Raw genomic sequence first — 24,684 nt, 5'->3', positions numbered from 1 at the left:
TACCCTGCGCAACGTCCCTTTTTTAGCAAGGCCCTTCCGTGTCTCACACCCTTTCTTCTTCCGATACGTCCACCCTGTCTGCGGAAGCATTGCAATGCGAAGTGGCCGTCATCGGCGGTGGCCCGGCGGGCCTGATGGCCGCCGAGGTGCTGGCCCAGGCGGACGTGGCCGTGCATGTGTTCGACGCCATGCCGTCCGTGGGGCGCAAGTTTCTGCTGGCGGGCAAGGGCGGGCTCAATCTCACGCATTCCGAGCCGCACGAGCCCTTTGTGGGCCGCTATGCCGGGCGCGAGCAGCAGATCGAGCCGCTGGTCGGTGCTTTTGGCGGCCCCGAGCTACGTGCGTGGGCGCAGGGGCTGGGGGTGGAGACCTTCGTGGGCACATCAGGCCGTGTGTTCCCCACCGACATGAAGGCCGCACCGTTGCTGCGCGCCTGGCTGCAGCGCCTGCGCGGGCAGGGGGTGCTGTTCCACATGCGCCACCGCTGGCTGGGCTGGGCCGAGGAGGGGGCACTGCGTTTTGACGCACCGGCAGGTGAAGTGCGTGTGGCTGCCAAGGCCGTGGTGCTCGCGCTGGGCGGCGGCAGCTGGGCGCGCCTGGGGTCGGACGGTGCCTGGGTGCCGTTGCTGGCGCAACGGGGTGTGGCTGTTGAGCCGCTGCACCCCTCCAACTGCGGTTTTGACGTGCTGCGCGCCGATGCCCCGGTGGGCGAAACGCGCCGCGCCTTTCTGCAAGAGCTGCTGGGCCGCACGCCCGCACCCACGGTGGGCTGGACGCCGCATTTTTCCGAGAAGTTTGTGGGCCAGCCCTTCAAGACCGTGGTGCTCAGCTTCACCGACAGCCAGGGCCGCAGCTTCAGCCGCCGGGGCGAGTTTGTGGTCACGGCCACGGGGGTGGAGGGCAGCCTGGTCTATGCCGCTTCGCACCTGCTGCGCGACGAGGTGCAAGCCCATGACCATGCCACGTTCCACCTCGACCTGTTGCCCGACCACAGCCCCGAGCGCGTGCTGGTGGAAGTGCGCCACCCGCGGGGCTCGCGCTCGCTGTCGAGCCACCTCAAGAGCCGTCTGGGCCTGGATGGCATCAAGGCGGGCATTCTGTATGAGCACCTGGGCAAAGACGGCATGAACGACCCCGTGGCCCTGGCCCACGCGATCAAGGCCCTGCCCATTACCGTGGTGGCTGCGCGCCCGCTGGACGAGGCCATCAGCACGGCGGGCGGCGTGGCGTTTGAGGCGCTGGACGCGCACCTGATGGCCACGGCGTTGCCGGGCGTGTTCTGCGCAGGGGAAATGCTGGACTGGGAGGCGCCTACCGGCGGCTATCTGCTCACGGCCAGCATGGCCAGCGGCCGGGTGGCGGGGGAGGGCGCGTTGCGCTGGCTGCGTGGCTTATCGGCTTGACGCTAGAGCCGCCGTGGAAAGCAGGGCCTCGCGCAAGCCGATACGGCCTGCCACTGCTTGCTGCGGAAATACTGAAGAGAGGGAGTTTTTGCGCGACTGCGCAAAAAGAAAGAAGAAGTTGACGAGCCTTACCCCCGGCACTGACTCCACGGTTAGGGCTGCTTGGTTCCCCACCTGACCCGGTTGGCCGCTTCACCATGCGAGGAGGCCCGTCATCAGCGATTGTACGTCGGATGACGGCCCCGATTTTCCAATGGGTGTTTTGTTTGCCCGGGCCGCGCAAGGTGCGTACGGCCCAGCCCGTAGAATCGCCCGCATGTCCTACCTCGTGCTCGCCCGCAAGTACCGCCCTCGCAATTTCACCGAAATGGTGGGGCAGGAGCATGTAGTCCAGGCCCTGTCGAATGCGCTCACCCAGCAGCGTTTGCACCACGCCTACCTGTTCACCGGCACACGCGGCGTGGGCAAGACCACCGTGTCGCGCATCCTGGCCAAGTCGCTCAACTGCCAGGGGGCCGATGGCACGGGCGGCATCACCGCTACGCCCTGTGGCGTGTGCCAGGCCTGCACAGACATCGACAGTGGCCGCTTTGTGGATTACACCGAGCTGGACGCGGCTTCCAACCGTGGCGTGGATGAGGTGCAAAGCCTGTTGGAGCAGGCCGTGTACAAGCCGGTGCAAGGGCGCTTCAAGGTCTTCATGATCGACGAAGTGCACATGCTGACCAACACGGCGTTCAACGCCATGCTGAAGACGCTGGAAGAGCCGCCCGAATACCTCAAGTTTGTGCTGGCCACGACCGATCCGCAGAAGGTGCCGGTCACGGTGCTGAGCCGCTGCCTGCAGTTCAACCTGCGCCCCATGGCGCCCGAGACGGTGCTCTCGCACCTCACGCAGGTGCTGGCGACCGAGAACGTGCCTGCCGAGCCGCAGGCGCTGCGTTTGCTGTCGCGAGCCGCGCGGGGCTCCATGCGCGATGCACTCTCGCTCACCGACCAGGCCATTGCCTTTGGCAGCGGCCAGTTGCAGGAGGCGGGCGTGCGCCAGATGCTGGGTGCGGTAGACCGTTCCTATGTGTTTCGGCTCATCGAGGCTCTGGCCCAGGGTGACGGGAAAACCGTGGTGGAGACCTCGGACACGCTGCGCATGAACGGCCTGTCGGCCGCTTCCACGCTCGAAGAGATGAGTGCCGTGCTCCAGCGCATGGCTGTGTTCCAGGCCGTACCGCAGATGGCAGGCGCAGTAGATGCCGACGACCCCGAGGCCGCCGAAACTGCCCGCCTGTCCGCGCTGATGCCTGCTGACGAAACGCAGTTGCTCTACAGCCTGTGCCTGCATGGGCGCGGCGAGCTGGGCCTGGCTCCCGATGAGTACGCGGCGCTCACCATGGTGCTGCTGCGCCTGCTGGCTTTCAAGCCAGAAGGCAGCGTTGGCAAACCGGCTGAAAAAAAAACTCTGACGCGGGCTGAAACGCCGACTTCGGGCACCGTCTCAGCAGGTGCTGCAGACATGTTGGCAGTGCCCGAGCGTGCAGTGGCTCGGGCGGTTGCCGCCCCGCAGTCCTTGTCTGTGGTGCCAGCGCCCGCGGCCCCGGCGTCGGCTCCAGGCGTGGCTGCAGGCCCCGCACCCGCCGCCGCTGAAGACCCTCGGTCAGAGCCTCTCCACGACTCCGAGCCCCCCCCATGGCCAGGGTCTGACGAGCCTGGTGCGGTGGCCACTGCCGCTGCGCCCGCTGCCACGGCGTTGCCGGTGCGTGCACCCGAGAGATTGGGGCAAAATTCCGGGATAGTGCAATCAGCGAAAGCACCAAATGCTCCTGAATATGTAGCAATTCCGGTGCGCGAGTCGCCCGAGCCCGGCGAGCGGCTGCAGCCGCTTCCGCTGTCTGCACCCACCCCCGTGTCCGCCCGCTATACGCCCACCGAAGAGGGCGATGTCTGGTACGCCACGGTGCAGCAACTGGTGGCTGCCGAGGCCATCACGGCGCTGGTGCGCGAGCTGGCCTTGCAGTCGCAGCTGGTGGCGCGCGACGGCGGCCATTGGCTGTTGCGCGTGGAGCGCGAGTCGCTCAACCAGCCCACGGCGCGCGAGCGCCTGCGTGCGGCCCTGGAGGCTGCAGGCCATGCCACCCAGATCAGCGTCGAGGTGGGCGTGGTCATCGACAGCCCCGCGCGCCGCAACGCCGCTGCCGCTGCCGAGCGCCAGCGCCGCGCTGAAGAAATCGTGCACAACGACCCCTTCGTGCAATCGCTGATGCGTGACTACGGCGCGAAAATCGTGCCGGGCAGCATCAAGCCTGCATGACGGACAAACAACCTCTGTTACTCATTTCACTAGAAACTGAAAAGGAAACAACACCATGTTCAACAAAGGACAACTCGCTGGCCTCATGAAGCAAGCCCAGGCCATGCAGGACAACCTCAAGAAGGCGCAGGATGAACTGGCCTTCATCGAAGTCGAGGGCGAATCGGGCGCGGGTCTGGTGAAGGTGGTCATGACCTGCAAGCACGACGTCAAGCGCATCACCATCGACCCCAGCCTGCTGGCCGAAGACAAGGACATGCTGGAAGACCTGGTGGCCGCTGCGTTCAATGCCGCAGTGCGCAAGGCCGAGGAGACTTCATCGGAAAAGATGGGCAAGCTGACGCAAGGGATGCCAGGCCTCCCCGGCGGCATGAAATTCCCTTTCTGATACTGGCTACCGAGCGGGCCATCTGCGTCGTTGGGCGGTGCTCGCCATCCTCACGTACCGCAAGTACGTTCCGGTGGCTGTGCTCCGTCCGCCTAGCTGCTGATCCCGCCCGCTACGCCCTTGAGGGTGGGGTGTGAAGGCGGGGAGCACATCCCATTTTCTTCTCACATCCGTTTGAGTTGGCCCTGTTTAAGCCTTACTCATCCAAGCCTTACCAACCCACGCGCCTTACCTCCAGCCTGTCCATGTCCACCACCAACTCCCTCGACGTTCTGATCCAGGCGCTGCGCCGGCTGCCGGGGGTGGGGGTGAAGTCTGCGCAGCGCATGGCGTTTCATCTGCTGCAGCATGACCGCGAAGGGGCGCTGGCGCTTTCGCGGGCGCTTTCGGAGGCGGTGGGCACGGTGCACCACTGTGCGCGTTGCCATACGTTCACCGAGGCCGAGGTGTGCAGCACCTGCCTGGACCCTGATCGCGATGCCACACGGCTGTGTGTGGTCGAGACGCCGGCGGATCAGTCGGCGCTGGAGCGTACGGGGGCTTTCAAGGGGCTGTACTTCGTGCTGATGGGGCGCCTGAGTCCGCTCGATGGGGTGGGGCCTAAGGAAATCGGCCTGCACAAGCTGATGGACCGCGCCACGGACGGCACCGTGCAGGAGGTGATCCTAGCGACCAATTTCAATGCCGAGGGCGAAGCCACGGCCCATGTGATCAGCGAGGCACTCAAGAGCCGGGGGATGCATGTGACGCGACTTGCGCGGGGAGTGCCGGTGGGCAGCGAGCTGGAGTACGTGGACCTGGGCACCATCGCGCATGCGCTGGTGGATCGGCGGTGACACGCAGGCGTCTGGTGGCCTCAGACCGGGCAGCATCTGCCGCTAAAATACTCTCAATTTAATAGCTGCCAGCGCTTGTAGTTATTGCGCTTGCACTCTCAAAAGCCTCAACAATGAATACCACCATGCACGTCGCACGGTTTACCGTGGCCTATTGGTGCGTGCTGTTCGCCGCACTGCTGCCCATCGGTTGCGCCTGGCTTGCCAAAAGCGGCAACTTGGGCAAGTCCCGCAAAGAGGGCGGTTTTGACAACCACGACCCGCGCGGCTGGCTCTCGCAGCAGACCGACTGGCGCGGGCGTGCCAACGCGGCGCAGGCCAACAGCTTCGAAGCGCTGCCGTTTTTTATCGGCGCGGTCATCATCGCGCACTTGCTGGGCGCAGGGCAGACGCTGCTGGACCTGTTGGCGCTGCTGTATGTGTTGCTGCGTATTTTCTACGTGATGATGTACGTGGCCGACATGCCCACGGCACGCAGTGCGGTCTGGGCCGGTGGTTTTTTGGTCAATATCGCCATCCTTTTCATCGGCTATCGCTGAGCTTGCCGGGTGTATGCCGCCTCTTTGGCGGTACGCCTCCGCTGGAGGCCGTTGATCACGGTACGTAGTAACCCGCAGGGATTCACCCTGATGCGGTTTGGCCAGTGCTGAGGCACGATTGTTGCAATGCAGCATTGTCTTTTTTCCTGATTCCATGTCTCTGCCTCCACTCACTCGCCGCGCCTTTGGCGCCGTATCCGCCTTGTCGGCGGCTGCGGTGTGGGCACCTGCGACCCGGGTGCTTGCGCAAACCGATGGCGCCGCTTTGGGGCGGGTGACGGTGGCAGTGGGCGGGCAGGGCGTTCTGTACCACCTGCCGCTGGCGCTGGCCGATGCGTTGGGGTACTTCCGTCTGGAAGGCCTGGACGTGGTGGTGCGCGACTATTCAGCGGGAGCATTGGCCTGGCAGGCGGTGCAGGACGGCGCGGCCGATGTCTGTTCCGGTGCGTTTGAGCATGTGTTGCGTGCACAGGCGCGCGGTCATGCCTACCGAGCGTTGGTGGTGCAGGGACGGGCGCCACAACTGGCGCTCGGTGTGTCCCTGCGGTCGGTACCGGCGTACAAGGATCTGGGCGACCTGGCGGGGCGCAAGGTGGGCGTGTCCTCGGTGAGCTCGTCCACCCACTTGGCAGCCAGTCTGATGCTGATGCGTGCAGGCGTGCCTTTGCGGGAGGTGGCTTTTGTGGGCGTGGGCTCGGGCGCCAATGCGATGAACGCGCTGCGCTCCGGCCAGGTGCATGCGCTGTGCCATGCCGATCCCATCATGACTTTGCTGGAGCAAAAGGCGGACACCCGCATCGTGGGAGACCTGCGCTCGCTCAAGGCGGCGCAAGACATGTTCGGTGGCACCATGCCCGCCAGTTGCCTGTATGCGCCTCAGACATTCATCCAGAAGCAGCCCGCCCAAGCCCAGGCACTGGTCAACGGCATCGTGCACGCGCTCAAGTGGCTGCAGACGGCAGCCCCGGCAGACCTCGTGAAGGCAGTGCCCGCCGCCTACCTCATGGGTGACCGGGGGACCTATCTGGCGGCGTTCAGCCGAGTGCGTGAGACATATTCCACCAACGGCCTGATGCCCGACGAAGGCCCAGCCACGGCGCTGCGCATGCTGTCGCGCGCGTTGCCCGAACTGGTCGAGGCCAAGGTCGAACTGGCGCGCACTTCCACCAACGAATTCGTGCGCAAGGCCCGCCAGAAGTACAGCGTCTGACGGTTCGAGGTTGCCGGCAGGTCTTAGAACACATTTCCGATCTCCCCGGGTCTCACAGTGGCCCGTGCGGGAGGGGATGTAAGGCGCGGCGTGCAGCCAATAGCTTGGCTGTAGGCAAGCACCGCAATTCCCTGCGAGATCGTAGACACGTTCTTAACGGCCCCTGGCATCGACTACAGTGTCTGGCGCCTGCCCGTTGCACGGCAATTGAACCATGCTCTATGCATCACCCAGGCCGCGCTGGCCGTGGTTTTGCTGCGCCGCCCCTGTGCCATTTTTCAAGGACCATTCACCATGTCGCTGAGCCTCAGCATCGGCCCGCTCGTTTCCCTGATTGCGGGCATCCTCATTCTTGTCATGCCGCGTTTGCTCAGCACCATCGTGGCGCTCTATCTCATCATCATGGGCATCCTGGGGCTGCTGGGCATGCACACGCTGCGCTTCTGAGCGTTGCACCGGCACTGGCCGGACCTACGGAGCCCTCGCCGCCTGGAGGGGCGTGGGTCAGCGGCGCTTGACCTTGGAGGGCGAGCCGCCGCGACGTGTCGGCGCAGGAGCCTGGCGCTTGCCCGCCGTGGCGGCTGATGCGCGGGCATTGCCAGTGCCGCTGCGTGCATGCGCCTGGTTCTGGCGCACCGGCAGGTACACCACGATCTGCTGGCCTGCCTTGAACGCAGCATTGGCCCGCACGTCGTTCCAGTCCGCCACGCTGGCTGCTGCCAGCTTGTAGCGCCGCGCAATGCTGGCCACCGTGTCGCCCTTGCCGGCGCGCACGGTGGTACGGCGATTCACGATCTCGGGGGTGAGGCTCAGTTGGCCGTTGTCTGCCAGGTGGGAGGACACGTCCTGCCGGGTGGTGGTGGAGCGCGGCACCATCAGCGCTGAGCCCGCCTTGATGAGCATGCGCGGCGGGATGTTGTTCATACTGCGCAGATCCGCCTCACTCATGCCCGCACGCTGTGCGGCCTCGGCCACCGTCATGGTGGTGGGCACGGACCATACGGTCCAGCTTGCGTACTGGCCTTCGCTCTTGGCTTCCAGATTGCGCTGGAACACCTTGGCGTTGTCCCAGGGCAGCAGAATTTGCGGCGTGCCAGCGGCCAGGATCACGGGCCGCTTGTACGACGGGTTGAGCGCCCGAAAATCTTCCTCGCGAATCCCCGCCAGTGTGGCCACCAGCGACACATCAATGTCGTGCGTGATGTCCACGGTCTGAAAGTAGGGGTGGTTTTCGATCAGCGGCAGCTCGGTGTTGAACGCATCCGGGTTCGCCACGATGTTCTTGACCGCCTGCAGCTTGGGCACATACATGCGGGTTTCTGCTGGCATGTTGAGGTCGGTGTAGCTGGTGCCCAGGCCCAGTTTCTGGTTGCGGGCGATGGCGCGGCCTACGCTGCCCTCGCCCCAGTTGTAGGCGGCCAGGGCCAGGTGCCAGTCGCCAAACATGCCGTAGAGCTTTTGCAGGTAGTCCAGCGCTGCGCGGGTGGACGCCAGCACGTCGCGGCGGTCGTCGCGGAAGGCGTTCTGCTTGAGGTCGAAATAGTTGCCCGTGGCGGGCATGAACTGCCACATGCCTGCAGCCTTGGCGCTGGATACTGCCTGCGGGTTGAACGCGCTTTCGATGTAGGGCAGCAGCGCCAGTTCGGTGGGCATGCCCCGGCGTTCCAGTTCTTCAACGACATGGAACAGGTATTTGCTGGAGCGCTCGGTCATGCGCTGCATGTAGTCGGGTCGCGTGGCGTACCACTGCTCGCGGTCCTGCACCAGCTCGTGCTGCAAGTCGGGCATGGCAAAGCCCCGGCGGATGCGGTCCCACAGGTCGGCAGGGGCCGACAGCGAAGCCACCTCGCCGCTCGCGGCTTGCGCGGCGGTGATGGGTTTGAGCGGGCCGTTGGGGATGACGGGGGTGTGGGGTGACGCGGGGCTCTTTGTGCTGGTGCTGGTGCCGCTGGCAGTCGCCTGGTCGGGCACCGAACCCGTGGTGGCGCAGCCTGTCAGCCACAAAAGGCCAGCCAGGCAGGCGATGTGCAAAATTTTCATCGGAACTCGTTTTTCCATTGACGCAGCGCGGCCAGCACTGCTACTGCGTCGTCAAGGGACACCTGCGCGTCGTAACCCTGGGCGGCTTGCGCCACCGGGCCCTGCCGCACGCGCAGAAAGGGGTTGATGTCTCGCTCCAGCGCCATGTGCGAGGGCAGCGTAGGCTGGTTCTGCGCCCGCAAGGCCTCGCACTGGCTGCTGTAGTGGAGCAGTGCAGCGTTGCCGGGTTCCACAGCGCGTGCGAACTTCAGGTTCGACAGCGTGTACTCGTGGGTGCAGCACACCCGGGTGCTGTCGGGCAGCGCAGCCAATCGGTCTAGCGAGTCGAGCATCTGAGCGGGCGTGCCTTCGAACAGCCGCCCGCAGCCGCCCGAGAACAGCGTGTCGCCACAGAACAGCAAGGGCGCGCTGTCCATGTCGGGGCAGTAGTAGGCAATATGGCCCGCCGTGTGTCCCGGCACGTCGATGACCTGGAACTGCAGCCCCAGCGCATTGACGGTGTCGCCCTGCACCAGCCGCACCAGCGGCTCGGGGATGCGCTCCCGTGCAGGGCCATACACCTGTGCGCCAGTGGCAGCGCGCAGGGCATCGACTCCACCAACATGATCGGCATGATGGTGCGTGACTAGAATGGCCTGCAATGTCAGGCCCCAGCGGTGCAAGGCCTGCTCCACCGGCGCGGCTTCTCCCGGGTCCACCACGATGGCCTGGCGGCCGTCGTGCAGCATCCAGATGTAGTTGTCGGTAAAGGCGGGCAGCGGTAGCAAGTTCATGAGCGATCAAATTATAGGTTTGCACCACTGGTTCGACTCCCCCCCCGGCCGCTACCTGCTCGCGTGGGAGCAGGCGCGCTTTGACGAGGCGGTGGCCGACATTTTTGGTTACCACAGCCTTCAGCTCGGTATGCCGCTGCTGGACGGCCTGCGCGCCAACCGCATGCCCCACCAGTGGCTCGCCATGGGTCAGGAGGCTGTGGAGGGCTCCATTGCCTTTGTGGAGACCGAGGACGTCGGTCTGATGCAGCGCCGTGCGGTGGACCTGCTCACCGAGCCCGTGGCCTTGCCCTTCCCTGCGGCCAGCCTGGATTTGCTGGTGTTGCCCCACACCCTGGAGCTGAGCATCGACCCCCACGCCGCGCTGCGCGAGGTGGAGCGGGTGCTGGTGCCCGAAGGGCGCGTGGTCATCAGCGGCCTGAACCCCACCAGCCTGTGGGGCCTGCGGCAGCGCCGCGCGCGCCTGTACCAACGGCTGGGGCGGGGCAGCCTGTACCTGCCCGATGTCGGCGAGTTCATTGGCTATCGGCGCCTGCGCGATTGGCTGCGGCTTTTGAATTTCGAGGTCGAGTCAGCCCGTTTTGGCTGTTATCGTCCAGCGGTGCGCAGCGCGCAGTGGCTGGAGCGTTTTGGCTGGATGGACCCGCTGGGTGAGAAGTGGTGGCCCATTCTGGGTGCCGCTTACTTCTTGGTCGCTGTCAAACGGGTGCATGGCATGCGTTTGCTGGAGCCCGCCTGGCGCACCCACCGCCAGCGCGCTGCAGGCACTGTGCCTATTGCCAACCGGGCATCCCTGCAGGGCGTGAGTCCTTCGCGGCCTACCCCTTCCGCGGCCCGGCACAAGCCTCGAGCACAGTCTTTCGCGGTGGCTATGGGGCTTCATGCCCCGCCATAGCAACCATCCATCACATTGTCAGGAACAGAGTTTGAACCAGGTAGAGATTTACACCGATGGCGCCTGCAAGGGCAATCCCGGCCCCGGCGGGTGGGGCGTATTGTTGCGCTCCGGCGCGACCGAGAAAGAGCTGTTTGGCGGCGAACTGGGCACCACGAACAACCGCATGGAGCTGATGGCGGTGATCGAGGCGCTGTCGGCCCTCAAGCGCCCCTGTGCCGTGACGCTGTACCTGGACAGCGAGTACGTGCGCAAAGGCATCACCGAGTGGATTCACGGCTGGAAGGCCAAGGGCTGGCGCACGGCCTCCAAGCAGCCGGTCAAGAACGTGGAGCTGTGGCAGCGGCTGGATGCGCTGGTTGGCACCGGCGGGCACCGCATCGAATGGCGCTGGGTGAAGGGGCATTCGGGCGACCCGGGCAACGAGCGGGCCGACGCGCTGGCCAACCGGGGCGTGGATCAAGCTCTGGGCCGCAGGTAAATTCATCGCCCACCGCGCATCGTGCGCAGCCTGTTCGAGGGCCCTTTGCCTGGGCGGCGATGCAGGACGGGGCGCAGAGGGCGTTTTCAGCCTCGCGGCACCCGTCCCTTGAGCCCGCTGTTCTCGGCCCTCAGACCGTTGCCTGCAGCGCCTGCGTGATCTCCTGACCACCCTGCGGGCGCACCAAGCGCGCGACCTCTTTACCGTCTTTCAGAAACACCAGCGTGGGCCAGAGCTTCACACCGAACGTGCGGCCCAGGCGCTGGCCGGGGCCGTCTTCGACCTTGACGTGGGCAATGTCCGCGCGGTCCTTCAGGGCGGCTTCGATCAGTGGCTGTGCGCGCTGGCAGTGGCCGCACCAGGGTGTGCCGAACTCGACCACCGTGGCGCCGGGCAGGCGGTCCACATCGTCTCGGGATGGGGGTTGTGCAAGGTGTTGTGCGGCGTAGGGCATGGCGTGATTCGTGTCTGTGAACAGGGCGAGAGGCTGGTTTCAGGTTACCTTGGCGGCCGATGCCATGCACCGGCTGGCGGCGCATTACCGTGTCAGATCACGCCCTCAAACACCATCACATCCACTGCATCGCCCACCGCCACATTGCCTTGGCCGTGGTGCAGCACGATGAGCCCGTTGGCCTGCACCATGGAGCTGAGCACGCCCGAGCCCTGGTTGCCGGTGGTGCGCACCTGCAGCGTGCCGTCGGCGGCGGTGGTGACCAGGCCACGCTGGTATTCGGTGCGGCCGGGCTTCTTGCGCATGGGCTCGGTGCTGATGGCGCGCAGCAGCGGGGGCGCCGCACGGGTGCACCCCATCATGTGCAGCAGGGCGGGGCGCACAAAGGCCAGAAAGGTCACCATCACCGCCACCGGATTACCGGGCAGCCCGAAGAGTACAGCGCCACCGGTGGGTGTGTTGATATCATTTTGATAGCTGCCGGCGCTTGATGTAGTAGCGCTTGAGGCCGAAATGGCTTGATTTTCTGCGTTGCTGATGCGTCCCACGGCCATGGGGCGGCCCGGGCGCATGGCGATGCGCCAGAAGGCCACGTCGCCCAGCTTTTTCATCATGGTGCGGGTGTGGTCGGCCTCGCCCACGCTCACGCCGCCGCTGGTGATGATGGCGTCGGCCTGCTGCGCCGCCTGGCGGAAGGCGGCTTCGAGCAGCGCGGGTTCGTCGCGCACCACGCCCAGGTCGATCACCTCCACCCCCATGCGCGTGAGCAGGCCGAACGCGGTGTAGCGGTTGCTGTCGTACACGGCGCCCTCACGCGGCGCCTCGCCCAGGCTCAGGATCTCATCGCCGGTGGAGAAGTACGCCACCCGCAGGCGGCGGGCCACTGTGACGGTGGGCAGGCCCAGGCTGGCCACCAGGCCCAGGGCGGCAGGCGTCAGCAGCTCGCCACGGGCCAGCGCCACGCGGCCTTCCATGATGTCCTCGCCCTTGAAGCGGCGGTTATCGCCGGCGCGCAGCACATCGGCAGCGATGGTGATGTGGCCGTCGGCAGTGGCGGTGGTGAACTCCTGGGGCACCACGGTGTCCAGCCCCGCAGGCATGATGGCGCCGGTCATGATCTTCACGCATTCGCCCGCTGCCACGGTGCCCGCCCAGGCCTTGCCCGCCAGGGCGGTGCCCACCACGCGCAGCGTGAGCGGCTGCCCGGCCACCAGTTGCGCGCCGGCAAAGGCGTAGCCGTCCATGGCCGAGTTGTCGTGGGGCGGCACGCTGACGGGCGAGATCACGTCCTGCGCCAGCACGCGGCCCAGCGCGCTGAACAGCGGCAGCACTTCGGTAGCGGTGACGGGCTCGACCAGCCGGTCCAGAAACTGGTTCACATCGGCAGCGCTCAGGGCCTGCGGGTCGTAGCCTTGCAGCTCGGCGGCTATCTGGGCAATGGTTTTCATGGGTGAGATTGGCTTGAATTCAGTGGGAGAGCAGCCGCACCATGTGCAGCTTGTCGTAGCCCACGCCATTCACCACGATGGCGTTGGGCAGCAGGCCCCAGGCGCGGAACCCGGCCTGCTCGTACAGGCGCACCACGTGGTGGTTGGACGCAGTGACGGTAAGCACCAGCTGGGTCAGCCCCGGCACCTGGCTGGCGGCCTGCACGCAGGCCTCCACCAGCATCCGGCCAATGCCCCTGCGCTGCGCTGAAGCCGACACCATCATGCCCACCACCACGGCGCAATGGCGCTGTTTGGTGCGCTGCTCGCGCTCGCAACCCAGGCAGCCGAGCAGCTGGCCCGCCGTGTCAAAGGCGCCCAGAAAGAACTGGCCGGACTCCGGCGCGCCAAACCGCGCCACGTACTCGCTGGCATCGCGGCCCACGGAAGATTCGTAGTCCGAGGTGAAGGCATCCGGCGCCGTGCGCAGTGCCTCGTCGCGCAGGGCCTTGTAGGCCACCGCATCGGCGGCGACCAGGGGGCGGATGTGTACCGCGCCAGCATCCACTGGGTCCACTGGGGGGCGATCGTTCATGAGGTGGGGGGCAGCTCAGGCCTGGGGCGCGCTGCTGCTTTCCAGCGCGTGCAGCTCGGCCAGCGTGTTGGCGTTGAAGAAGGCCTGGGGGTCGTCGCCCGGCTGGTCGAACGGCACGATGGCGCAGCGGTGCTGGCCGGTCCACGCGTCGATCTTGCGGCCACCGGCCTGGGTGAAGGCGACCAGGCTTTCCAGCAGGTCCACGCGCAGCAGGCAGAACACCGGCTGCGGGCGCACGGTGACGTGGCCCTTGCCGTCGTCTTCTGGCGCTGCGGCCATGGCCATGTCAGCGCCCTCGGCGTCTGCCGCAGCCGCCAGGCGCTGGGCGAGGTCCAGCGGAAACAGCGGCGTATCGCAAGGTACCGTCAGCAGCCAGGGCGTTTCGCAGCGCTCCAGCCCGGTCAGAAAGCCCGCCAGTGGCCCGGCGTAGTCGCTCAGCACGTCGGGCCACACCGGCGTGCCAAACGCCTCGTAGGCCGCCAGATTGCGGTTGGCATTGACCATCACGTTGCCCGTCTGCATCTGCAGCCGCATCAGCGTGTGCAGGGCCAGCGGCAGGCCGCGAAAGTTCTGCAGGCCTTTGTCCACCCCGCCCATGCGGGAGCCGCGGCCCCCAGCGAGGACCAGGCCGGTGATGTCTTGGGTGTCAATCATGTTTTGAAGGGTTAGGGCTTGTGCAGCGAGCGCCGTCCAGACCAGGGCAGCCAAGCAAGGGCCGCCCCGCAGCGAGGGCTGCGTCCCCCTTCCCGCATTGCGAAGCGGTGCGAGAGAAGTGGGAAGCGACGCAGTCGCTCAGGGGGTTGTCCGAGGTCATCCGCCGATGTAGCTCATCTCGACGCGGCGCGCGCCCTGGCCCGTATCGGCAGGCAGGCTGCTGCGCAGCTCGGAGTAGCGGTCGGTGCGTTGCTGCCAGATGGGGGCGATGGCCGAGGCAATCGCCTCGTCGCTGGCGCCGCCCCGCAGCAGCGTGCGCAGGTCGTAGCCCTGGCTGGCAAACAGGCACAGATAGAGCTTGCCTTCGGTGGACAGGCGTGCGCGGTTGCAGTCGTGGCAGAAGGCCTGGGTCACGCTGCTGATCACGCCCACCTCGCCCAGCGCAGGGTCGTGCTGGCCCGCTGCGTTGGCATAACCCCAGCGCTCGGCAGTTTCGCCGGGGTTGCTTGGGTCCAGCTGCACCAGCGGCAGTTCGGCGCGCAGGCGTTTGATGAGTTCGGCCGACGGCAGCACCTCGTCCATGCGCCAGCCGTTGGTGGCGCCCACGTCCATGTATTCGATGAAGCGCAGCGTGGTGCCGGTGCCGCGAAAGTGGCGCGCCATGGGCAAGATCTCGTGGTCGTTGGTGCCGCGCTTGACCACCATGTTGACCTTGATGTGCGACAGCCCGGCGGCGTGTGCAGCCTCGATGCCGGCCAGCACGTCTGCCACCGGAAAGTCCACATCGTTCATGCGGCGGAAGACTGCATCGTCCAGGCCGTCCAGGCTCACCGTCACGCGGTTCAGGCCCGCGTCCTTCAGGGCCTGGGCCTTGCGTGCGAGCAATGAGCCGTTGGTGGTGAGGGTGAGGTCCGGCGCCACGCCGTCCACGGTGCGCAGCTGGGCCAGTTGCGCCACCAGGTCTTCGAGGTTCTTGCGCAGCAGGGGCTCGCCGCCCGTCAGGCGGATCTTGCGCACGCCATGCGCCAGAAAGAGCCGCGCCAGCCGCGTGATTTCCTCAAAGCTCAGGAGCGCCCCGTGCGGCAGGTAGGGGTAGTCCTTGTCGAACACTTCCTTGGGCATGCAGTAGTTGCAGCGGAAGTTGCAGCGGTCCGTCACGCTGATGCGCAGGTCGCGCAGCGGGCGGCCTCGGGTGTCGGTGAGCTGGCCCATGGGGGCTACGGGGAGCGTGGGCACCCGCGCCGCCAGAGCGGCGATGCGTTGGTCCACCAGAGGAATCACACGTTCGGCCATGGCGCGATTTTGCCGCATGGGCCTGTGCTAAGGGGGTATGCCCCTGCACGCGGAGTTGATCGCGGTCAAGTTTTGCCCCGGCGTGGGTGTGCCTGCCTTTGACATGGCGCAGTGCGCTTTGGATGGTGCGTCGCAACAATATGGGCATCCGATTTCAAGGGGATTGCCATGTTGACGCGCGAATTTTCAGCCGATGCCATGCCGTGCCAGCGCCGCGTGGCTGTTCAATGGGTCGCGGCGGGCATCCTTCTGCCTACCTGGGCCCTGAGCGCGCAGGCGCAGATGGGGCTGTCGGGGGCCATCAACTATGCGGGCTGGTTCCGTGCGCTATCGCAACGCATGGCCAAGGCCTATTGCCAGCAGTACCTGCAGGTGCTGCCTGGCGCTGCCGTGGATGTGATGGGACTGGCGCGCAAGATGGCCCTGTCGGGCAGCAGCGAGCTGGCCAAAGGCACGCAGTCGGGGCAGTGGCCGGCCGATGTGGGGCGCCAGCTGGCCGAGGTGCAAAAGCAGTTTGCATTGCTCAACCAGCTGACTGCCGCGCCAGCAACCCAGACTGCGCTGGTGGTGGCGGCTTCCGAGCAGGCCGACCGCACGCTGCTGATTGCGCAGGCCGTGACCGAGTCCATCGAGAAAATGGCCCCCGCCCCCAGTGCCCGCTTGGTCAACCTTGCGGGCCGTCAGCGCATGCTGTCACAACGCCTGGCCAAGAACTATTTTCTGCATGCAGCCAAGGTGGAGTCCAAGGTGGTGCAGGCCCAGCTGGCGTCCGACGCGGCCGATTTCCGCCAGGCGCTGCAGACGCTGAAGGCGGCGCCGGTGTCCACCACCGCCATCCGCAACGAGCTGGAGTTGGCCGACTCGCAGTGGCTGTTCTTTGAATCGGCCCTGCGCCGCCCCGCCGATGACGCAGGGCTGAACGCGGTGGCTACCACCAGCGAGCGTCTGCTGGGCGTGATGGACAAGCTCACTGGCCTGTACGAAGCCGCCCTGCGCGAAGTGCTGGGCTGAAGTCTGGGCTGGCCAACCAAAGGCTGGTACAGCGCAGAGCCTGTTCGCAATACTTCCGGGGCTGCATAGCCACCTTGCCGGGTTGGGATGCAAGGCGCGGTGCGCAGTCGATTGCTCGGCCGTGGGCAAGCGCGGGGGGCGTCTGTCATGGTGTGATTCCCTGTTCATCAGACCAGCAGCCGCTCAGCAGGCGCGATGGCTGTTCGCGGGCGCACACCCTGGCACTGTGGGGCCAGTCGGGCAGTGGCACGACCAGGCCTGCATACACCCCGTAAGCCTCGCCCGCTGCAATGGTCTCGCCCGCCCACAGGCTCTCGCCGGCGCGGATGGCCCCACCGGCGTGAATGTGCCCACCGGCCCGCACCCCCCAGCCCACCTGCAGATGGCCCTTGCAGTCCACATCGCCCATTACCCACACGCCCCGGGCGGCCTGCACGGCGGCATCGGCTTGCAGATGCCCGCCCACCTTGATGCCGCCGTCGCAGCCCAGGTCGCCCACCACCCGCAGATCCTGGGTCACCCGGCAGTGGCCACCGACGTGGGCGGCGGCGCCGCAGTCCAGCTCGCCGCCCACCCGCAGGCTGCCCGTGCATTGCAGCCGCTGCGCCACGGTCAGCGACCAGCCCACACGCGCATCGCCCTGCAGCCGCGCACTGCCCTCGCAGCGCACCGCGCCCGCCACGCGCAGGTCTTCGCCCACGCGCAGCGCACCGCCCACCCGCAGGCCGCCCTGCACACTCAGGCTGCGGCCGGTGCGCAGCACACCGTCCACGTCCGCGCTGCCCCGGCAGTGCACGCTGCCGGCGAACACCAGCGCGTCGGCCTCGAGGTGGTCTACCTCCAGCACATCGTTGGTGGGACCGAACTGGTCCAGCATCCAGCACGCGTCTTCCACGCGGCCCTCGCGCACCAGGTCGTCCAGCAAAGCCTGGTAGTTGCTGGCGCCCTCCTGGCGGCGCAGGTACCAGCGGTAGCCGTCGGCGCAGGGCTGCTTGGCACGGATGAATTGGCGGGTGATGTCGGCGGTGGCGGCTGCTTGGGCCACGGCCTGATCGACAGGACCCTCGTGCGTGAGCGCAGAGGCTGTGAGTGGGTGCGCGGGCGCGCACGGGGCGAGCGAAATTTCGCCCGAAGGAAACGGGGGCATGGACACTCCTGACGTCTGCGCCCCGGCAGTGGCCAAGGCGCAAGCTGGCGCTGGGCGTGGGGCCCGGCGACAGGAGGTGCGCGAAAAGAATGCGGAGGGGAGGGGGTGTCGCCGGGCTCAGGAATCTGCAGCGAGGGTGCAGAGAGCGCGGTCACCGGCCTGGAGCGTGGCCTGCGAGCGCGCGCCACGGCGCAGCAGCGCGGTGGCGCTGGCAGCTGTGGTGTGGGGCTGGCTCGCAAACATCGGCGGCACTATAGGCAGCAGGGCCAAGACCGTCAAATCAATCCGCACTGCCCTGGTGCGGATTGGTGGAGCGCAACGAGATGTGGTGGTGGCTTGCCAGCGCGCCGGGGCGCTTGCTTGTTTACACGCAGCGTCCGCCATCCACCTCGATGCACACGCCGCTGATGAACGATGCCTCTTCGCTCGCCAGGTACAGCGCTGCATTGGCCACATCGAGCGCGGTGGAGAAGCGGCCCAGCGGAATGGTGGCCAGGAATTTGGCGCGGCGCGCATCGTCCACCGGGCCGCCCGCAAACTCGGCAGCCAGGCCCGTGTCGGGGTTGAACACGGGGTTGATGCAGTTCACGCGGATGTTGTCGGGGCCCAGCTCGGCCGCCATGGACTTGCTGGTGATGATGACGGCGCCCTTGGAGCCGTTGTACCAGGTCAGGCCCGGGCGGGGGCGCAGCCCGGCGGTAGAGGCGATGTTGATGATGCTGCCGCCACCGGCCTGGCGCAGTGCGGGCACGGCGTGGATGGCGCTCAGGTAGATGCTCTTCATGTTGATGGCATAGACCTTGTCGAACTCGTCCTCGCTCACTTCGAGCATGGGGCGGTTGCGGTGCGTCCAGCCCGCGTTGTTCACCACCACGTCCAGGCGGCCGTACAGGCGCACGGCTTCGTCGACCATCGCCTTCACTTCGGCGGACTTCGTCACGTCGGCCTTGAAGAACGCGGCCGTGCCGCCGGCGGCCGTGATCTCGGCCACCACGCGTTGGCCGCCCGCTTCGTTGATGTCATTGACGATGACCTTGCCGCCCTCGGCCGCCAGGCGCTTGGCAATGCCTTCGCCAATGCCATTGCCGGCGCCGGTGACGATGATGGATTTGTTCTGCACACGCATGGGTGTCTCCGATGGGTTGTGGTGATATATCAAAATTGATAGCTACCAGCGCATATTCAACGAGCGCTAGCGCCCGATGGGGCTGAAATTTCAGTGGCCGAAGCCGTATCTGCCGTAAAGGGAGCCGGGGCGGGTGCCTTGGGCTGCCGGCCATAGAACTGGGGGAAAAACTCTTTCACGCCTTGGCCGTTGAAGTCCCATCCCGTGCACTGGCCCAGGTGGCGCGGCGGCTCATCCGGGTTGGTAGACGAAAACACCGCAGGCACCGACTGGAACGCTGCCGTGGCCAGGTTGAACAGCAGCTCGCGCAGGTGCGTGCAGCTTTCCACGCCACCCAGATGCTTCTGGATGGCCTGGCGCCAGCCGCGCGCCATGCTGCAGCCCACCATGCGCTGCAGCGCGGCCTGGGCCTCGGTGCAGCCCTTGAGCGGGTGCGAATCCATGGACACGTCCACCGCCTGCACCACCAGCTGGCGGTTCACGGTCACGCGCAGCCACATGTGGTGGATGGCCTCGCCTGCCAGGCGCTGCTTGGTGGGGTCGCGAAAGGAGGTGGCGTCGTAGGCCTTGCTGTCGTGCAGCTCGCCTTCGATGTCCCACAGGCCATCGTCGCGTTCAAAGCCCTGGTAGTTCACCCGGCGGACATGTTTCAGGGTGCGGGGGGCGGGGGGACTCAGGGGCATGGAAAAAGAAAAATCGTCGTGCAGAAGCGGCCAAGGTTACTGGGGCCTGCCTGCGCTGTCGTGCGCAGGCGAGACACCCTGCAATGCCTCTTCAACCGTACTTGATGGCGACGGTTTTCAGGGTGGTGAAACCGTACAGCGCCTCAAAGCCCTTTTCGCGCCCGTAGCCGCTGGATTTGACGCCGCCAAAGGGCAGCTCCACGCCACCGGCCGCGCCATAGTTGTTGATGAACACCTGCCCGCTGTGCACGCGCTTGGCCATGCGGAACTGGCGCGCGCCGTCGCGCGTCCAGATGCCAGCCACCAGACCGAACTGCGTGGCGTTGGCCAGCTCCACGGCGTGGTCTTCGTCCTGAAAGGCCATGGCCGACAGCACGGGACCGAACACTTCTTCCTGCGCCAGGCGGTGGCCCACGGGCACATCGCGCAGCAAGGTGGGAGCCTGGTAGTAGCCGGTCTCGGGGGCTTCGTCCACCACCACGCCCTGGGCCACCATGGGGATGCCTGCAACCTGCGCGTCCGACAGGAAGTCCCACACGCGCTGCTGCTGCGTCTGGCGGATCAGCGGGCCCACGTCCAGGTCCATGGCGGCGGGGCCTACGCGCAGCTTTTCAAACGCCTTGCCCAGGCGTTCCAGCAGCGGTTCGTAAATCAGCGAGTCGATCAGCACGCGCGAGCCGGCCGAGCAAGTCTGCCCGGCGTTCTGCACGATGGCGTTGATGACCACGGGGATGGCGGCGTCCAGGTCGGCGTCTGCAAAGATGATCTGCGGGCTCTTGCCGCCCAGCTCCAGCGTCACGGGGCAGTGGCGCTCGGCAGCCACCTGCTGGATCAGCGTGCCGATCTTGGGGCTGCCGGTGAAGCTGATGTGGTCGATGCCGGGGTGGCGCGCCAGCGCGTCGCCCACCTCGTGGCCGTAGCCGGTGACGATGTTGAGCGCCCCGGCGGGGAACCCCACCTCTGCCGCCAGTTGCGCCACGCGGATCAGCGAGAGGCAGGCGTCTTCGGCCGGCTTGACCACGCACACATTGCCCGCCGCCAGGGCGCCGCCCACGCTGCGGCCAAAGATCTGCATGGGGTAGTTCCAGGGGATCACATGGCCCGTGACGCCGTGGGGCTCGCGCCAGGTCAGCACGCTGTAGCCGTCGGGGTAGGGAATGGTCTCGCCGTGGAACTTGTCGCACGCACCGGCGTAGAACTCGAAGTAGCGGGCCAGCGCAATGGCGTCGGCGCGTGCCTGTTTGGTGGGCTTGCCGCAGTCGCGCTGCTCCAGCGCCGTCAGCTCGTCCGCGTGCTCCAGGATCTTGGCCGAGAGCTTTTGCAGCAGGCGACCGCGTTCCACCGGGGCCAACTTTTGCCACACCGCGTGGTAGCACTGGCGGGCTGCATGCACCGCCGCGTCGATGTCGTCGGCGTTGCTGCGCTGGATCTCGTCGAAGGGCTGGCCGTCGGACGGGTCGATCACGGGGATCGTGCGGCCCGAAGACGAGGGCACCGAGGCGTTGGCGATGTAGTTCAGTTGCATGGCCGTCATTTTGCCCGGAAATGGAATGTGTGCTTAGTATTTGTGTAAAAACACGCCGATGCGCTAGTGCAACATGCCTTGTTTGCTACTGATTTGATAGTAATCAGGCGCAAGCGCCCCGCAGGCCGGCCAGGTCCAGAATCTCCACCTCGCCGCGCTGCACGCGCACCAGCTGGCGCGACTCCAGGTCCTTGAGGATCTGGTTGGTGGTCTGGCGCGAGATCGCCAGCATCAGCGACAGCTGCTCTTGCGAGATCTCGATCACGCGGCGCGACTGCCCTTCGGCCGTCCACTGCCCGTAGCCCTCGGCCATCATCACCAGGCGCCGCGCCAGGCGCTGCGGGGCGGGCAACAGCGCCAGCTCTTCCATCGCCACGAAGGCCGAGCGCAGCTTGTCGGTCATCAGCAAGGCCAGCGCATGCCAGTGCTGCGGGTGGGCCTGCAGCCAGTGCTGCAGCCGCTCGTGCGGGATGTGCACCAGGGTCGTGGGTTCGGTGGCCTGCGCATCGTGCGTGCGGGCCGAGTTGTCAAACACCGAGATCTCGCCAAACCAGTGCGGCGGCTCCAGGCGGATCAGCAGCGCCGCACGCGCCTCGTCGGCCCGCCCCCGGGTGCCCGAGATGCTGACCGCGCCGCGCACCACCGCATACAGGCCACAGGGCGCATCACCGCGGCGGAACAGCACCTCGCCCGTCGCCAGATGGCGCAACTGCGCCATGGCAATCAGCGGCTGGGCAAAGTCGGGCGGCAGGTGGGCAAACCAGCGGCCAGTCTGGAGGACGGGTAAATAGGCAGAAGGGGTGGACATGGAATGCGAGTGAACGGGGGCAGGAGGGCGGCGGGGGTTTTGTCGTCTGCACGACAGACGCTGGCGCGGCCCGAGAGCGAGTATTGATGCTGCGCAAAACCCATGCTGGAGACACCCATGAAAACCCTGATCGACCACCTCTCCCAATACGCCGACTACCACCGCGATCCGCGCAACATCCACACCCATTTTGTGGGCGTGCCCATGATCATGTTCGCCGTCGTCATCCTGCTGTCGCGCCCGGCCTGGATGGTGGGTGCGCTGCCGCTAAGCCCGGCGCTGTTGGCAGCGCTGGCGGCCAGTGTTTTCTACTTCCGGCTGGACATGCGTTTTGGCCTGGCCATGGCCGCGCTGCTGGCCGCCATGCTGGTGGGCGGGCAATGGGTGGCCGCACAGACCCTGGCCATGTGGCTGGCCACGGGCATCGGCCTGTTTGCCGTGGGCTGGGTGATCCAGTTCGTGGGCCACTACTACGAAGGCCGCAAGCCCGCGTTTGTGGACGACCTGGTGGGCCTGATTGTGGGTCCGCTGTTTGTGGTGGCCGAATGGGCGTTTGCACTGGGCCTGCGCAAAGAAGTGCAGGCGGCGGTGGAAGAGCGCAGCGGCCCGGTGCGCTTGCGTACCGGGCAACAGGCTGCTGCCCACCCTCAGTAAGCTCTGCGCTCGCGCTCCGCCGCGTTTGCTGCTCGAGCGCCAGGGCGCAAAGGGCTTGACGGCCTCGCAAGGGCCAGCACGGCCCCTGCGCACACCGTGCCCAGCGCCACCAATACACACAGGTAAGGCAGCGCGGCAGACAGCGGCGCGCCCAGCTGGTTCAGCCGCAGTGACGCCTGCACGCCCGAGGTGCTGGGCAGCAGCCAGCGCAGCCACTGCACCGGCTCGGGCAGGGCCTCCACCGGCCACGAGAAGCCTGCGACGAACGCGATGGGCAGTGTGGTGAACAGCAGCACCTGCAGCGCGCGTTCACGGTTGCCAAACCACAGCCCCAGCAGCGCACCCAAGGCCGCGATGGCCGGGATGTAGCAGGCCAGCAGCGCCAGCGCGCCCAGCGGGTTGCCGCCGCGCGGGTAGTCGTGCAGCACAAAAATCCAGCCAAAGTAAAACAGGCCACTGGCCCAGCCCAGTGTGCACAGCGCCAGCAGGCGGCCCAGCCAGGTGGTGGCGCTTGCGCGGTGCTGGCCGCTTTCGACCCAGGTGCCGGTGAGCATTGCCGCACCCATCAGCAGGGTTTGCTGCAGGATGAGCAGCGCCACCGCGGGCACCACAAAGCTGCCGTAGCCCTCGGTGGGGTTGAACAGCGCCACCATCTGCAGCTGCACGGGCACGCGGCTGGCGCGGGCCTGCGGAGCACTCTGGCCGCTGGCCTGCAGCTTGCGGATCTCGACCCCGGCAGACACCGTGCCCACGGCTTCCGCAAAGCCATATTGCACGGCCTTGTTGAGCAGCGCATACGCGCCGTTGGCCTCGATGCTGACCACGGCGTTCTCGCCGCGCACCACGCTGCGCTTGAGCCCGGCTGGGATCACCGCGTAACCCTCGATCTCGCCGCGCCACAGGGCCTCCTGCGCCTCGCGCTCGCTACCGGTGACCAGGTGCACCTCGATGCGCGGGTCGGCGTCGGCAAAGCGGGTGATCTGGCGCGACAGGCTGGTGTGATCCAGGTCCACCACGGCCACGGGCACTCGGGTCAGCACCTCGTCGGCATAGAACCAAGGATAGAAAAAGCCGTAGAGCACGGGCGCGCCCACTAACAGCAGCAGCACGCCCTTGTCGCGCACCACGGTGGCCAGCGCGTGCAGCCAGGCGCCCAGCAGGCCTTGCTGCGAGGGAGTTGCCACGGGCACGGGTGGTGTTGTCGTGTTCATCAGCGGCCTCCCCACGTGTCGGGGCGCTTGTGCGCCAGCGTGAGTGCGGTGGCGCCCAGCAGCAACAGCACGGCGGTGGCGAGGATCAGCGCCACGACGGTCGAGACGCTGGTGGCCACGGGCGCCCCCATTTGCAGCTGCTCGATCTGCAAACGGATGTAGTGCGTGAACGGCATGGCCTCGGCCCAGGCGCGGGCGCTGCCGGGCATGCCCGCGAGTGGGAAGGCCACGCCGCTGAACGCAAACGCCGGTGCTGCAAAAAAGCCCGCACCCGACAGCGCAGTGCGCAGCGACCGCGTGATGCCCGCCAGCGCAGCGCCTGCGGTGATCGACACCGCCATCAGCAGTGCCAGCGCCGCAGCCACCCACCACAGGTTGCCCGGCGGGTGCCAGCCTCGACCCCAGGTGATGCCCACCAGCGCCAGCAGGCCCACCAGCGTGAGAGATACCCAGGGCAGGGCCAGCTTGCCCGCCAGCGCGCCTGCAGTGCGCACCCAGCCCCCCGCGCCCAGCCATTCGCCCAGCGTGCGGTCGCGCAACTCGCGGCCCACGGTCCAGGCGCCGGCTGTCATGGCCAGGATGTGCAGCAGGGCGGGGATCAGCGCCGCGCCCAGAAACTGCTCGTAGTTGCTCGACACGTTGAACAGCGCCACCATCTGCGTGTGGATGGGTTCCATGCTCACGTGCACGGCCTGGGCGCTTTCACCGCGCTTGTTGCGTGCGGCCATTTCGATACCCGCCGACAAGGTGCCCACGGCCGTGCGCACATCGCGCTGTAGCAGGCCCGAGTGGGTGGACATCTGCGCGTTGTGCAGCAGCGTGACCTGCACGGCGCGGCCTTCCTTCACGGTGCGCGCAAAGTCGCGCGGGATGGAGACCACGGCGTACACGTCCACGGCGCGCAGCGCGCGTTCGGCCTCGGCCGCGTTGGTGAAGTGCTGGGTGATCTGCACGCCCGGCGTGGCGTCCAGCATGCGCACCAGCTGGCGCGACAGGCTGGAGTGGTCGTCGTCCACCACGCCCACCGCCAGGTGGCGCGGCAGGCCGGCCGAGAAGATCCACCACAGCAGCGCCACGCCCAGCAGCGGCACCCAGGTGACCATGGCCAGGTCCCACGGGTCGGCCGCCAGGCGGCGGGCCTCGCGGCGAAGGCTATTTGCTATTGAATTCATAGCTTTTTGCGCATATTGCACTAGCGCTACCGGCACATTTGACTCAAATTTTTG

25 protein-coding genes and 1 other RNA gene are annotated in these 24,684 nt (G+C 66.7%); 11 read left to right on the top strand and 15 right to left on the bottom strand.

What is annotated here, in order from left to right:
- The first annotated feature begins 38 nt into the window (after positions 1-38).
- The gene (locus C8C99_RS11430) at positions 39-1,403 is read left to right on the top strand and encodes a TIGR03862 family flavoprotein (protein ID WP_108625817.1); all 1,365 of its coding nucleotides are present in this window, start codon (positions 39-41) and stop codon (positions 1,401-1,403) included.
- Positions 1,404-1,520: 117 nt separating this feature from the next.
- Here C8C99_RS11430 and ffs read toward each other — a convergent pair.
- Positions 1,521-1,617: signal recognition particle sRNA small type (gene ffs / locus C8C99_RS11425), an RNA gene on the bottom strand.
- A gap of 102 nt (positions 1,618-1,719) precedes the next feature.
- Here ffs and dnaX point away from each other — a divergent pair.
- From dnaX to C8C99_RS11395, 6 genes are all read left to right on the top strand, one after another.
- Complete coding sequence (gene dnaX / locus C8C99_RS11420) at positions 1,720-3,708, top strand: DNA polymerase III subunit gamma/tau (protein ID WP_108625816.1); 1,989 nt, start codon at positions 1,720-1,722, stop codon at positions 3,706-3,708.
- A gap of 55 nt (positions 3,709-3,763) precedes the next feature.
- Positions 3,764-4,096, top strand: coding sequence for a YbaB/EbfC family nucleoid-associated protein (locus C8C99_RS11415; RefSeq protein WP_055398201.1), 333 nt, complete (start codon positions 3,764-3,766; stop codon positions 4,094-4,096).
- A gap of 245 nt (positions 4,097-4,341) precedes the next feature.
- Positions 4,342-4,932, top strand: a complete 591-nt coding sequence (gene recR / locus C8C99_RS11410) for a recombination mediator RecR (protein ID WP_056638083.1) — start codon at positions 4,342-4,344, stop codon at positions 4,930-4,932.
- Between the two features lie 113 nt (positions 4,933-5,045).
- On the top strand, positions 5,046-5,471 hold the full coding sequence (locus tag C8C99_RS11405; protein WP_056637977.1) for an MAPEG family protein: 426 nt from the start codon (positions 5,046-5,048) through the stop codon (positions 5,469-5,471).
- A gap of 154 nt (positions 5,472-5,625) precedes the next feature.
- Positions 5,626-6,681, top strand: a complete 1,056-nt coding sequence (locus C8C99_RS11400) for an ABC transporter substrate-binding protein (protein WP_108625815.1) — start codon at positions 5,626-5,628, stop codon at positions 6,679-6,681.
- A gap of 294 nt (positions 6,682-6,975) precedes the next feature.
- A complete protein-coding gene (locus C8C99_RS11395; protein WP_015013605.1) occupies positions 6,976-7,128 on the top strand; it encodes a DUF3096 domain-containing protein in 153 nt (50 codons plus the stop codon).
- A 57-nt stretch (positions 7,129-7,185) separates the two neighbouring features.
- Here C8C99_RS11395 and C8C99_RS11390 read toward each other — a convergent pair whose 3' ends face one another.
- Together C8C99_RS11390 and gloB are read right to left on the bottom strand one after the other, a co-directional pair.
- Entirely contained in the window at positions 7,186-8,721 is a 1,536-nt protein-coding gene (locus tag C8C99_RS11390; RefSeq protein ID WP_056637983.1) for a transglycosylase SLT domain-containing protein, read from the bottom strand.
- A complete protein-coding gene (gene gloB / locus C8C99_RS11385) occupies positions 8,718-9,494 on the bottom strand; it encodes a hydroxyacylglutathione hydrolase (RefSeq protein WP_108625814.1) in 777 nt (258 codons plus the stop codon). The genes C8C99_RS11390 and gloB overlap by 4 nt, the downstream gene beginning before the upstream one ends.
- Between gloB and C8C99_RS11380 the strand changes: the two genes are divergently transcribed.
- Together C8C99_RS11380 and rnhA are read left to right on the top strand one after the other, a co-directional pair.
- The gene (locus C8C99_RS11380) at positions 9,493-10,389 is read left to right on the top strand and encodes a class I SAM-dependent methyltransferase (protein ID WP_233247208.1); all 897 of its coding nucleotides are present in this window, start codon (positions 9,493-9,495) and stop codon (positions 10,387-10,389) included. The genes gloB and C8C99_RS11380 overlap by 2 nt on opposite strands.
- Before the next feature lie 31 nt (positions 10,390-10,420).
- Positions 10,421-10,870 carry a ribonuclease HI gene (gene rnhA / locus C8C99_RS11375; RefSeq protein ID WP_056637993.1) on the top strand — a complete coding sequence of 150 codons (450 nt, stop codon included), beginning with the start codon at positions 10,421-10,423 and terminating at the stop codon, positions 10,868-10,870.
- A gap of 130 nt (positions 10,871-11,000) precedes the next feature.
- On the opposite strand, the gene C8C99_RS11370 is transcribed toward rnhA, so the two are convergent.
- The 5 genes from C8C99_RS11370 to moaA all read right to left on the bottom strand — a co-directional run bounded on the left by C8C99_RS11370 (position 11,001) and on the right by moaA (position 15,293).
- Entirely contained in the window at positions 11,001-11,324 is a 324-nt protein-coding gene (locus C8C99_RS11370; protein WP_108625812.1) for a thioredoxin family protein, read from the bottom strand.
- A gap of 92 nt (positions 11,325-11,416) precedes the next feature.
- Positions 11,417-12,772, bottom strand: a complete 1,356-nt coding sequence (gene glp, locus C8C99_RS11365) for a gephyrin-like molybdotransferase Glp (RefSeq protein WP_108625811.1) — start codon at positions 12,770-12,772, stop codon at positions 11,417-11,419.
- A 19-nt stretch (positions 12,773-12,791) separates the two neighbouring features.
- Positions 12,792-13,346: a GNAT family N-acetyltransferase gene (locus tag C8C99_RS11360; protein WP_108625810.1), complete on the bottom strand. Its 555-nt coding sequence runs from the start codon at positions 13,344-13,346 to the stop codon at positions 12,792-12,794.
- A gap of 15 nt (positions 13,347-13,361) precedes the next feature.
- On the bottom strand, positions 13,362-14,000 hold the full coding sequence (gene mobA / locus C8C99_RS11355; protein WP_108625809.1) for a molybdenum cofactor guanylyltransferase MobA: 639 nt from the start codon (positions 13,998-14,000) through the stop codon (positions 13,362-13,364).
- Positions 14,001-14,156: 156 nt separating this feature from the next.
- On the bottom strand, positions 14,157-15,293 hold the full coding sequence (moaA, locus tag C8C99_RS11350) for a GTP 3',8-cyclase MoaA (RefSeq protein WP_108627130.1): 1,137 nt from the start codon (positions 15,291-15,293) through the stop codon (positions 14,157-14,159).
- A 168-nt stretch (positions 15,294-15,461) separates the two neighbouring features.
- Here moaA and C8C99_RS11345 point away from each other — a divergent pair, with 168 nt between their 5' ends.
- Positions 15,462-16,304, top strand: coding sequence for a type IV pili methyl-accepting chemotaxis transducer N-terminal domain-containing protein (locus tag C8C99_RS11345; protein WP_108625808.1), 843 nt, complete (start codon positions 15,462-15,464; stop codon positions 16,302-16,304).
- Positions 16,305-16,449: 145 nt separating this feature from the next.
- On the opposite strand, the gene C8C99_RS11340 is transcribed toward C8C99_RS11345, so the two are convergent.
- The 5 genes from C8C99_RS11340 to C8C99_RS11320 all read right to left on the bottom strand — a co-directional run bounded on the left by C8C99_RS11340 (position 16,450) and on the right by C8C99_RS11320 (position 21,593).
- On the bottom strand, positions 16,450-17,451 hold the full coding sequence (locus C8C99_RS11340; RefSeq protein WP_108625807.1) for a hypothetical protein: 1,002 nt from the start codon (positions 17,449-17,451) through the stop codon (positions 16,450-16,452).
- Between the two features lie 364 nt (positions 17,452-17,815).
- Positions 17,816-18,577: an SDR family oxidoreductase gene (locus C8C99_RS11335; protein WP_099729920.1), complete on the bottom strand. Its 762-nt coding sequence runs from the start codon at positions 18,575-18,577 to the stop codon at positions 17,816-17,818.
- A gap of 56 nt (positions 18,578-18,633) precedes the next feature.
- The gene (locus tag C8C99_RS11330; RefSeq protein WP_108625806.1) at positions 18,634-19,260 is read right to left on the bottom strand and encodes a DUF2889 domain-containing protein; all 627 of its coding nucleotides are present in this window, start codon (positions 19,258-19,260) and stop codon (positions 18,634-18,636) included.
- A gap of 91 nt (positions 19,261-19,351) precedes the next feature.
- Entirely contained in the window at positions 19,352-20,785 is a 1,434-nt protein-coding gene (locus C8C99_RS11325) for an aldehyde dehydrogenase family protein (protein ID WP_056067777.1), read from the bottom strand.
- Positions 20,786-20,888: 103 nt separating this feature from the next.
- Entirely contained in the window at positions 20,889-21,593 is a 705-nt protein-coding gene (locus tag C8C99_RS11320) for a Crp/Fnr family transcriptional regulator (protein ID WP_108625805.1), read from the bottom strand.
- A gap of 117 nt (positions 21,594-21,710) precedes the next feature.
- On the opposite strand from C8C99_RS11320, the gene C8C99_RS11315 reads away from it, so the two are divergent.
- Positions 21,711-22,247: a DUF962 domain-containing protein gene (locus C8C99_RS11315; protein WP_108625804.1), complete on the top strand. Its 537-nt coding sequence runs from the start codon at positions 21,711-21,713 to the stop codon at positions 22,245-22,247.
- Here C8C99_RS11315 and C8C99_RS11310 read toward each other — a convergent pair.
- Positions 22,241-23,458, bottom strand: coding sequence for an ABC transporter permease (locus tag C8C99_RS11310; protein ID WP_108625803.1), 1,218 nt, complete (start codon positions 23,456-23,458; stop codon positions 22,241-22,243). The genes C8C99_RS11315 and C8C99_RS11310 overlap by 7 nt on opposite strands.
- Complete coding sequence (locus C8C99_RS11305) at positions 23,458-24,630, bottom strand: ABC transporter permease (protein ID WP_108625802.1); 1,173 nt, start codon at positions 24,628-24,630, stop codon at positions 23,458-23,460. The genes C8C99_RS11310 and C8C99_RS11305 overlap by 1 nt, the downstream gene beginning before the upstream one ends.
- Positions 24,631-24,684: the final 54 nt, after the last annotated feature.

The organism is Acidovorax sp. 107, from assembly GCF_003058055.1.
Taxonomy (GTDB): Bacteria; Pseudomonadota; Gammaproteobacteria; order Burkholderiales; family Burkholderiaceae_C; genus Acidovorax.
The sequence above is the reverse complement of the archived record's forward strand: the minus strand, read 5'-3'. Positions and strand labels throughout refer to the sequence as shown.

Bases quoted from the DNA above. Each gene is read 5' to 3' on its own strand.
- dnaX (WP_108625816.1), top strand. From the start codon at position 1,720: ATGTCCTACCTCGTGCTCGCCCGCAAGTACCGCCCTCGCAATTTCACC.
- gloB (WP_108625814.1), bottom strand. From the start codon at position 9,494: ATGAACTTGCTACCGCTGCCCGCCTTTACCGACAACTACATCTGGATG.
- C8C99_RS11380 (WP_233247208.1), top strand. From the start codon at position 9,493: ATGAGCGATCAAATTATAGGTTTGCACCACTGGTTCGACTCCCCCCCC.
- C8C99_RS11335 (WP_099729920.1), bottom strand. From the start codon at position 18,577: ATGCGTGTGCAGAACAAATCCATCATCGTCACCGGCGCCGGCAATGGC.
- C8C99_RS11305 (WP_108625802.1), bottom strand. From the start codon at position 24,630: ATGAATTCAATAGCAAATAGCCTTCGCCGCGAGGCCCGCCGCCTGGCG.
- C8C99_RS11400 (WP_108625815.1), top strand. From the start codon at position 5,626: ATGTCTCTGCCTCCACTCACTCGCCGCGCCTTTGGCGCCGTATCCGCC.
- moaA (WP_108627130.1), bottom strand. From the start codon at position 15,293: ATGGCCGAACGTGTGATTCCTCTGGTGGACCAACGCATCGCCGCTCTG.
- C8C99_RS11325 (WP_056067777.1), bottom strand. From the start codon at position 20,785: ATGCAACTGAACTACATCGCCAACGCCTCGGTGCCCTCGTCTTCGGGC.
- C8C99_RS11390 (WP_056637983.1), bottom strand. From the start codon at position 8,721: ATGAAAATTTTGCACATCGCCTGCCTGGCTGGCCTTTTGTGGCTGACA.
- C8C99_RS11320 (WP_108625805.1), bottom strand. From the start codon at position 21,593: ATGTCCACCCCTTCTGCCTATTTACCCGTCCTCCAGACTGGCCGCTGG.
- C8C99_RS11360 (WP_108625810.1), bottom strand. From the start codon at position 13,346: ATGAACGATCGCCCCCCAGTGGACCCAGTGGATGCTGGCGCGGTACAC.
- C8C99_RS11370 (WP_108625812.1), bottom strand. From the start codon at position 11,324: ATGCCCTACGCCGCACAACACCTTGCACAACCCCCATCCCGAGACGAT.
- C8C99_RS11330 (WP_108625806.1), bottom strand. From the start codon at position 19,260: ATGCCCCTGAGTCCCCCCGCCCCCCGCACCCTGAAACATGTCCGCCGG.
- recR (WP_056638083.1), top strand. From the start codon at position 4,342: ATGTCCACCACCAACTCCCTCGACGTTCTGATCCAGGCGCTGCGCCGG.
- C8C99_RS11405 (WP_056637977.1), top strand. From the start codon at position 5,046: ATGAATACCACCATGCACGTCGCACGGTTTACCGTGGCCTATTGGTGC.
- C8C99_RS11315 (WP_108625804.1), top strand. From the start codon at position 21,711: ATGAAAACCCTGATCGACCACCTCTCCCAATACGCCGACTACCACCGC.
- glp (WP_108625811.1), bottom strand. From the start codon at position 12,772: ATGAAAACCATTGCCCAGATAGCCGCCGAGCTGCAAGGCTACGACCCG.
- C8C99_RS11345 (WP_108625808.1), top strand. From the start codon at position 15,462: ATGTTGACGCGCGAATTTTCAGCCGATGCCATGCCGTGCCAGCGCCGC.
- C8C99_RS11395 (WP_015013605.1), top strand. From the start codon at position 6,976: ATGTCGCTGAGCCTCAGCATCGGCCCGCTCGTTTCCCTGATTGCGGGC.
- C8C99_RS11415 (WP_055398201.1), top strand. From the start codon at position 3,764: ATGTTCAACAAAGGACAACTCGCTGGCCTCATGAAGCAAGCCCAGGCC.
- C8C99_RS11340 (WP_108625807.1), bottom strand. From the start codon at position 17,451: ATGCCCCCGTTTCCTTCGGGCGAAATTTCGCTCGCCCCGTGCGCGCCC.
- mobA (WP_108625809.1), bottom strand. From the start codon at position 14,000: ATGATTGACACCCAAGACATCACCGGCCTGGTCCTCGCTGGGGGCCGC.
- C8C99_RS11310 (WP_108625803.1), bottom strand. From the start codon at position 23,458: ATGAACACGACAACACCACCCGTGCCCGTGGCAACTCCCTCGCAGCAA.